Annotated in this window: 8 protein-coding genes; 3 read left to right on the top strand and 5 right to left on the bottom strand. The window is 66.6% G+C overall.

What is annotated here, in order from left to right:
• Nucleotides 1-128: 128 nt before the first annotated feature.
• Complete coding sequence (gene cysK / locus C2847_RS01670) at nt 129-1,043, top strand: cysteine synthase A (RefSeq protein ID WP_105316749.1); 915 nt, start codon at nt 129-131, stop codon at nt 1,041-1,043.
• Here cysK and C2847_RS01665 read toward each other — a convergent pair.
• The 5 genes from C2847_RS01665 to C2847_RS01645 are packed head-to-tail and all read right to left on the bottom strand — an operon-like array spanning nt 1,040 to nt 5,012.
• The gene (locus C2847_RS01665) at nt 1,040-1,693 is read right to left on the bottom strand and encodes an outer membrane lipoprotein carrier protein LolA (protein ID WP_208619920.1); all 654 of its coding nucleotides are present in this window, start codon (nt 1,691-1,693) and stop codon (nt 1,040-1,042) included. The two genes, cysK and C2847_RS01665, sit on opposite strands and share 4 nt — an antisense overlap.
• Nucleotides 1,690-2,451, bottom strand: coding sequence for a hypothetical protein (locus tag C2847_RS01660; protein WP_105316748.1), 762 nt, complete (start codon nt 2,449-2,451; stop codon nt 1,690-1,692). The genes C2847_RS01665 and C2847_RS01660 overlap by 4 nt, the downstream gene beginning before the upstream one ends.
• On the bottom strand, nt 2,448-3,569 hold the full coding sequence (locus tag C2847_RS01655; RefSeq protein ID WP_105316747.1) for an ABC transporter permease: 1,122 nt from the start codon (nt 3,567-3,569) through the stop codon (nt 2,448-2,450). Before C2847_RS01655 ends, C2847_RS01660 begins: the two co-directional genes overlap by 4 nt.
• Complete coding sequence (locus C2847_RS01650; protein WP_105316746.1) at nt 3,566-4,423, bottom strand: ABC transporter ATP-binding protein; 858 nt, start codon at nt 4,421-4,423, stop codon at nt 3,566-3,568. The genes C2847_RS01655 and C2847_RS01650 overlap by 4 nt, the downstream gene beginning before the upstream one ends.
• Nucleotides 4,386-5,012, bottom strand: coding sequence for a TetR/AcrR family transcriptional regulator (locus C2847_RS01645; RefSeq protein ID WP_105316745.1), 627 nt, complete (start codon nt 5,010-5,012; stop codon nt 4,386-4,388). Before C2847_RS01645 ends, C2847_RS01650 begins: the two co-directional genes overlap by 38 nt.
• Nucleotides 5,013-5,090: 78 nt before the next feature.
• On the opposite strand from C2847_RS01645, the gene C2847_RS01640 reads away from it, so the two are divergent.
• Both C2847_RS01640 and C2847_RS01635 read left to right on the top strand, forming a co-directional pair.
• Nucleotides 5,091-5,753, top strand: a complete 663-nt coding sequence (locus tag C2847_RS01640; protein WP_105316744.1) for a PspA/IM30 family protein — start codon at nt 5,091-5,093, stop codon at nt 5,751-5,753.
• A 67-nt stretch (nt 5,754-5,820) separates the two neighbouring features.
• Nucleotides 5,821-6,462, top strand: a complete 642-nt coding sequence (locus C2847_RS01635; protein ID WP_105316743.1) for a hypothetical protein — start codon at nt 5,821-5,823, stop codon at nt 6,460-6,462.

Raw genomic sequence — 6,462 nt, 5'->3', positions numbered from 1 at the left:
CGCAGGGTCGGTTCCCCATCTTTTTATCCCCTTCAGCGTCTCACATGTGTTTGTCCGGGTTCAGGTGGGGGAAGCTTTCCCCGTACCCAAGCCCCTTCCCCCTCCCTTACAGGCCCTATAGTAGGGGTATGCGGGTGGAAACGATCATCGGCAAAACCCCGGTGGTGCGCCTTTTCAAGGTGGTGGAGCCCGATATGGCTGAGGTGTGGGTGAAGCTGGAGGGCCTCAACCCCGGCGGGTCCATCAAGGACCGGCCCGCCTGGTACATGATCCAGGATGCCGAGGAAAGAGGCCTCCTCCGCCCCGGCTCCGGCCAGGTCATCGTGGAGCCCACCAGCGGCAACACCGGGATCGGCCTGGCCATGATCGCCGCAAGCCGCGGCTACCGCCTCATCCTCACCATGCCCGCCCAGATGTCGGAGGAGCGGAAACGGGTTTTAAGAGCCTTCGGCGCCGAGCTGGTCCTCACCGACCCCGCCCGCAGGATGCTGGCCGCAAGGGAGGAGGCCTTGCGCCTCAAGGAGGAGCTTGGGGCCTTCATGCCCGACCAGTTCGCCAACCCCGCCAACGTGCGGGCCCACTACGAGACCACCGGGCCGGAGCTCTTTGAGGCCCTAGAGGGGCAGATCGACGCTTTCGTCTACGGCTCGGGCACCGGGGGGACCATCACCGGGGTGGGGCGGTACCTCAAGGAAAGGATCCCCGGGGTGAAGGTCATCGCCGTGGAGCCCGCCCGCTCCAACGTCCTCTCCGGGGGCAAGATGGGCCAGCACCAGTTCCAGGGCATGGGGCCCGGCTTCATCCCCGAGAACCTGGACCTTTCCCTTCTGGATGGAGTCATCCAGGTGTGGGAGGAGGACGCCTTCCCCCTGGCCCGGCGGCTGGCCAAGGAGGAAGGGCTTTTCCTGGGGATGAGCTCGGGAGGGATCCTGTGGGCAGCCCTGCAGGTGGCCCGGGAACTGGGCCCCGGGAAGAGGGTGGCCTGCATCAGCCCGGACGGGGGGTGGAAGTACCTCTCCACCCCCCTCTACGCTGAACCCTAGCGCCGCACCACCTGGGCGTCCTTGGGGTAGCGCTTGAGATCCTGGGGGCGTAAGGAGGCTTTCCTGAACTCCACCACCCGCAGGTCGGCCATCACCTTCCCTGCCTCGTCCCGGAACACGAAGCGCACGGGCCTGGGATCGTTCCTCAGGATGTAAAGCTCCAAGGTGGCGAAGCCCTGGCCCTCCTGTGCCCGGCCCACCAGCTTCCAGGCCACCCCCTCCGGCAGGCGCTCCTCCCCCACAAGGCGAAGGTTCACCCGCTCGGAAAGCCCCTTCAGGTCCCCAAGGCCCTGGGGGCTGAACCCCAGGCCCTGCACCTGGGCCTTCTCCTTGGGGCTCACGATGAGCTGGTTCGTGAGGTAAAGGTAGTTCCAGACCTCCTTTTCCGTGATCAGGGTGAAGTTGCCCTCCAGAGAACCCGGCTTCTGAAACTCTATGCGGAGGAGGTTTTCCTTGGGAATGGCCAGCACCCGGGCTTTGAGCTCCTCCTGCCCCCCGGGTCCCTGGATCTGGCCCTGCACCACCGCCTGCCAGGGGTCCTGCAGGTTCCTCTCCACCCGGTCCAGGATCTCGGAGACGCTTTGCGCCAGGGCCAGGCCCAGGGCCAGGAGCCAAACACCCCAGGGTTTTTCCAGAAATCGCCTCCTCATGGCCACCTCCAGGCGTACCGGACCCAGGCGTAGGGAGCCTCCCTGTAGCCTCCCTCGAGGCCCAAGTCCCCAAGCCACACCCCGAGGCTACCCGCAAAGGGATAGGAAAGGGTGAGGAAAAGGCTAGCCTCCCCTAAGTAAAGCCCCGCCTCGAGGCGATTTAGCCCCCCTAAGCGCAGGGCAAGGTCCAGAACCTCCATCCCCTCCCCCACCTCCCCCTTCCAGCCCAAAACCAGGTAGGGCAGGCCGGAAAAACCCGCCCCCAGGGTATAGGTGGCCCCCTCCCTCAGGGCGTAGCTCACCTCGGCCCGCAAGACCTCTCCCCTTTCCAAGAACAGGCCCACCACCTCCTTGGGCACCAGGCGGTAACGCAGGGAAAGCCGGCCGAACATCCCCTCCTCGGGAAACAGGGGGAAAAGCCCTTTCGGGCGGTAGCCGAGCCGTGCCGCCAGGGCCAGGGGGCCGGCACCCCCTTCGGCAAAGGCCATCCCCCCAAGCCCTCCCGCCCCCGCCTCGGCCTGCAGGCCATAGGCCAGGTACCCCAGGGGCCCTAGGGCGAGGCTGGAGGAAAGCCCCAAGGCCCCCCGGCCTTCCTGCCCCACCTGGAGCTTCCCGTAGACCTCTCCCGGCTCCAGGGTGAAGCCCACCTCGAGGGTGGGCGCCAAAGCCCCAGGCGCCCCGTACACCCCCGCCTCCAGCCGCCCCTGGGCCAAGGCCGAAGAAAGCCACAAGAAAAGCCAGAAAAGCGCCTTCCTCATACCGCCACCTGCCTCTGAAAGCGCGCGGAGGCCAGAAAGAGCACCAGCCCCGAGAAGAGGGCCAGGGCCAAAAGGTGGGGCCAAAGCACGCCAAACCCTACCCCTTTCAGCATCACCCCGCAGAGGACCTCTATCAGGTAGCGGGCAGGCACCAGGTAAGAGAGGAGTTGGAAGAGGCGGGGCATGCCGTCGATGGGGAAGACGAAGCCGGAAAGGAAGATGGTGGGAAAGGCGTAGGCATAGGTGCCGAAAACCGCCTGCACCTGGGTCCGGGCCAGGGTGGAGATGAGCACCCCTGCGGCCAACGAGCCCAGAACGAAGAGGAACATGGCCAAGAGGAGCAGGGCCAGGCTCCCCCGCACCGGGACCCCAAAGACCCAGTGCCCCAGGGCCAGCACCAGAAGGGCCACTCCAAAGGCGATGAAGAGGTAAGGCAGAACCTTCCCCAGCACCATCTCGTGGGGACGCACGGGGGAGGCGAGGAGGCTTTCCATCATGCGGCTTTCCACCTCCCTCACGATGGAGAGGGCGGTGAGGAGGACGGTGAACATGGTGAGCACCAGGCCGATGATGCCGGGGATCATAAACCAGGCGGTCCTGTTCTCGGGGTTGTAGAGGGTGTGGAGGCTGGGGCTCAAAGGGGGCAAGACACCCTCCCCCGCCATGGCCCGGCCCAAGAGGATGCGAGCGTTGACCTCCTGGATGGCCTTCCGCAAGGCCGCCTGGGCCTGGAAGGCGAAGTTGGGGTCGGTGCCGTCCACGTAGACCTCCAGGCTCAGGCTCTCCCCCCGGCGCACCTTCTCCAAAGCCCCCGCGGGCACCACCAGGCCCACCCGGGCCTGGCCCCGGTCCACCGCCTGCACCACCGCCTCCGGGCTTGCCGCCCGGTGGACCAGGCGGAAGCGGTCCTCCTTGGCGAGCTCCTCCAGGAGGGTCTGGCTGATGCGGTCCTGGGAAGCGTCGTAAACCGCCAAGGGGATGCCCTTCAAGGTGAAGTTGATGGTGTAGCCGAAGAGGAGGAGCATGAGGCTGGGGAGCAACACGATGAGCCGCGGCAGGACGTGGTCCCTCCGGATCTGCAAGAACTCCTTCTCCGCCAGGGCCAGGATGCGGTTCATAAAGCCTCCTTGGTAAGAAGGGTGAAGACGTCCTCCAGGCTGGGCTCCACCTCCTCCAATCCCCCCAAGGGAGCTTCCCTCCGGGCGATGAGCCGGACCCCGGCTCCGCTCGGCCAGGCCTCGAGGACCCCAGGCATCCCCCGGGCCTCCTTAAGGGAAAGCCCTGGGGCATAGAGGAAGCGGGCCTTGGCCTTCGCCAAGGCCTTTAGCTCCTGGGGTGTGCCCGTGGCCAGCACCCGGCCACCAAAGAGCAAGGCCAGGCGATGGCAACGCTCCGCCTCGTCCATGTAATGGGTGGTGACCAAAACCGCCGCCCCTCTCTCCGCCTCCTGGTGGATGAGCTCCCAGACGCTTCTCCGGGAAAGGGGGTCCAGGCCGGTGGTGGGCTCATCCAGGAAAAGGACCTCGGGTCGGTGCGCCACCGCCTGGGCCAGGGCCAGGCGCTGCCGCCATCCCCCGGAAAGATGCCCGGCCAAGGCCTTGGCGTAGGGCAGGAGGCCGAAGCGCTCCAGAACCTCCTTGGCCAAGAGGCCGGCCTCCTTGGGCCGGTAAAGCCGGGCCCGGAAGAGCAGGTTCTCCCCCACGGTAAGGTCCCGGTAGACGCTCTGCTCCTGGGTAGCGTAGCCGATCCTGGCCTTCACCCGGTGGGGTTCCCTTCCCACCTCCAACCCCGCCACCCAGGCCCTTCCCCCATCGGGCTTGAGAACCCCGGTGAGGATCCGCACCAAGGTGGTCTTCCCCGCCCCGTTGGGCCCCAGGAGGCCGAAGACCTCCCCGGGGCGCACCTCGAGGCTCACCCGGTCCAAGGCCCTGACGCTACCGAAGCCCCGACTGACCTTCTCTGCCTGCACCATATCTGCCCTCCAGGTATCCCCGCAGATAGGCCTCCTGGTCCAGGGGGAGGTACACCCCCAAAGCCTCCCCCAGAAGGAAGCGGGCCATCAAGGGTCCCACAAAGGCCAAGGCCATCTCCTCGGGAGGCTCATCGGACCGGAGAAGACCCCTCCGCTGCTGGGCACGGAAGAAACCCACCGCCCTTTCCAAGACACCCAGGATGCCCTCCGGAGGTCCTGCGCCCCTTAGCCCCGGGTGGCGCAGAAGCTCGGCAAGCAGCTTGGGCAGAAGGGCCTGGTGGGCCTTTAGGAGGTCCAGGTAGGCCTCTAAAAGCTGCCTCAAGCCCTCCTCCAAGGGAGCCTCCTCCGCGGGGAGGCGTTCCAGAAACCCCACCGGGATAAAGTGGGAAAGGGCTGCCCGTAAAAGGGCCTCCTTGCTACCGAAACGCCGGAAGAGGGTTACCTCGTTCACCCCGGCCCGCCGGGCGATCTCCTTGGTGGTGGCCCCGCGGTAACCCCGCTCGGCCAAAAGCTCCAGGGCCGCCAAAAGTAGCCCGCGATCCGGATCCTTGCCCCAGCCTTGGCCCTCCGGCCCTGCAAGTAAGTGCATACTTACAGCGCAAGCCTACCCCCTTTCTCCCCCAGGGTCAAGGGCAGGTGTGGCATACTCAACCTAGGAGGGAAAACCATGACCCTACTGGACCGCCTAAGCCGCCTCATCCGGGCCAACCTGAGCGACCTCTTGCGCCGGGCTGAGGACCCCGAGAAGATCATCAACCAGGCCCTGGAGGACATGAAAGAAGCCCTAAAGGAGGCCCGGGAGCAGGTGGCGGCCGCCATGGCCGAGGGCAAGCGCCTGGAAAGGGAGGTGGAAAGCCACCTGAAGGAGGCCACCCTCTGGGAGGAAAAGGCCAAGGAGGCCCTGAAGGCGGGCCGGGAAGACCTGGCCAAGGAGGCCTTGAGGCGGAGGAAGCGGGCTTTGGACCTGGCCGAGGGCTTCAAGCAGCAGGCGGAGGAGCAGAAGGCCCTTGTGAACCGGCTCATGACCCAGCTCAAGGCCCTCGAGGCCAAGATCGACGAGGCCGAGGCCAGGAAAAAGCTCCTTCTCGCCCGCAAGAAGGGGGTGGAGGCCGCCGAGGCCGTGCGGCGGATGGAATCCAAGCTGGACGCCCACCCGGCCCTCGAGGCCTTTGAGGAGATGGAGGCCCGCATCCTCTCCATGGAGGACCGGCACGAGGCCTTGAAGGAGCTGGACGGCCAGGACCTGGACAAGGAACTCGCCGCCCTCTCCGCGGAAAAGGATCTGGAGGAGGAGCTTTCCCGCCTCAAGAAGGAGCTTGGCCAGTCCTAATCCGGGCATCCCTCCTTGCGAACAGTGTAGGCCGGCCCACGGGGGCTTAAGGGGTAAACTCCGTATCATGAGGCGGTACCTTATGGCCCTCGCCCTCCTTCTGGCCGCCTGTGCCCCCCAGGCCACCCAGGCCCCCGAGGCCCGGCCCCTTCTTAAGGAAACCGCCTTTTATCCCGCCACCACGGGCCTGGAGTGGGTCTACGTGCCCGAGGGGGAGGCCCTTTCCTCCCCCCCCTACCAGGTGCGGGTGGAGGGCCCGGCCCTTTACGAGGGGCAGGAGGCGGTGCGCTTCCGAAGCTTCGGCCGGGGGGAGGACAGGGTCTACTACCGGCAGGTGGGGGCCTTTGGCGTGCGGCTTTTGGGCTTCCAGGACCCCTCCGCCCGGGTGGTCTTCACCCCCCCCATCCTGGAGTACCCCCCGGAGGCCCTCCTAACCGCGGGCTACCGCTGGGGGGGCAGGGTGACGGTGCGGGTGGAGCTCCTCACCCCCGGGGGACGGGAACCCCTGGCCCAGGGGGGCCTGAGCTATACCATGGAGGTGCTGGAGGAGCGAGAGGTGCGCCTGCCCGCCGGGGTCTTCCAGGTGTACCGCATCCGACAGGTCTACCAGGATGAGCGCGGCCAGGATGCCCGGGAAGTCTGGTTTTCCCCCAGGGTGGGGGAGGTGCGCACCCGGGAAGGCCGCATTCTGGTGGAGAAGAACTTTTAG

It is taken from the genome of Thermus tenuipuniceus, assembly GCF_002964845.1.
Classification (GTDB): domain Bacteria; phylum Deinococcota; class Deinococci; order Deinococcales; family Thermaceae; genus Thermus; species Thermus tenuipuniceus.
The sequence above is the reverse complement of the archived record's forward strand: the minus strand, read 5'-3'. Positions and strand labels throughout refer to the sequence as shown.

What these genes read in the sequence shown, in the direction of transcription:
- cysK (WP_105316749.1), top strand. Translation starts at nt 129, where the DNA reads ATGCGGGTGGAAACGATCATCGGCAAAACCCCGGTGGTGCGCCTTTTC.
- C2847_RS01665 (WP_208619920.1), bottom strand. Translation starts at nt 1,693, where the DNA reads ATGAGGAGGCGATTTCTGGAAAAACCCTGGGGTGTTTGGCTCCTGGCC.
- C2847_RS01660 (WP_105316748.1), bottom strand. Translation starts at nt 2,451, where the DNA reads ATGAGGAAGGCGCTTTTCTGGCTTTTCTTGTGGCTTTCTTCGGCCTTG.
- C2847_RS01655 (WP_105316747.1), bottom strand. Translation starts at nt 3,569, where the DNA reads ATGAACCGCATCCTGGCCCTGGCGGAGAAGGAGTTCTTGCAGATCCGG.
- C2847_RS01650 (WP_105316746.1), bottom strand. Translation starts at nt 4,423, where the DNA reads ATGGTGCAGGCAGAGAAGGTCAGTCGGGGCTTCGGTAGCGTCAGGGCC.
- C2847_RS01645 (WP_105316745.1), bottom strand. Translation starts at nt 5,012, where the DNA reads ATGCACTTACTTGCAGGGCCGGAGGGCCAAGGCTGGGGCAAGGATCCG.
- C2847_RS01640 (WP_105316744.1), top strand. Translation starts at nt 5,091, where the DNA reads ATGACCCTACTGGACCGCCTAAGCCGCCTCATCCGGGCCAACCTGAGC.
- C2847_RS01635 (WP_105316743.1), top strand. Translation starts at nt 5,821, where the DNA reads ATGAGGCGGTACCTTATGGCCCTCGCCCTCCTTCTGGCCGCCTGTGCC.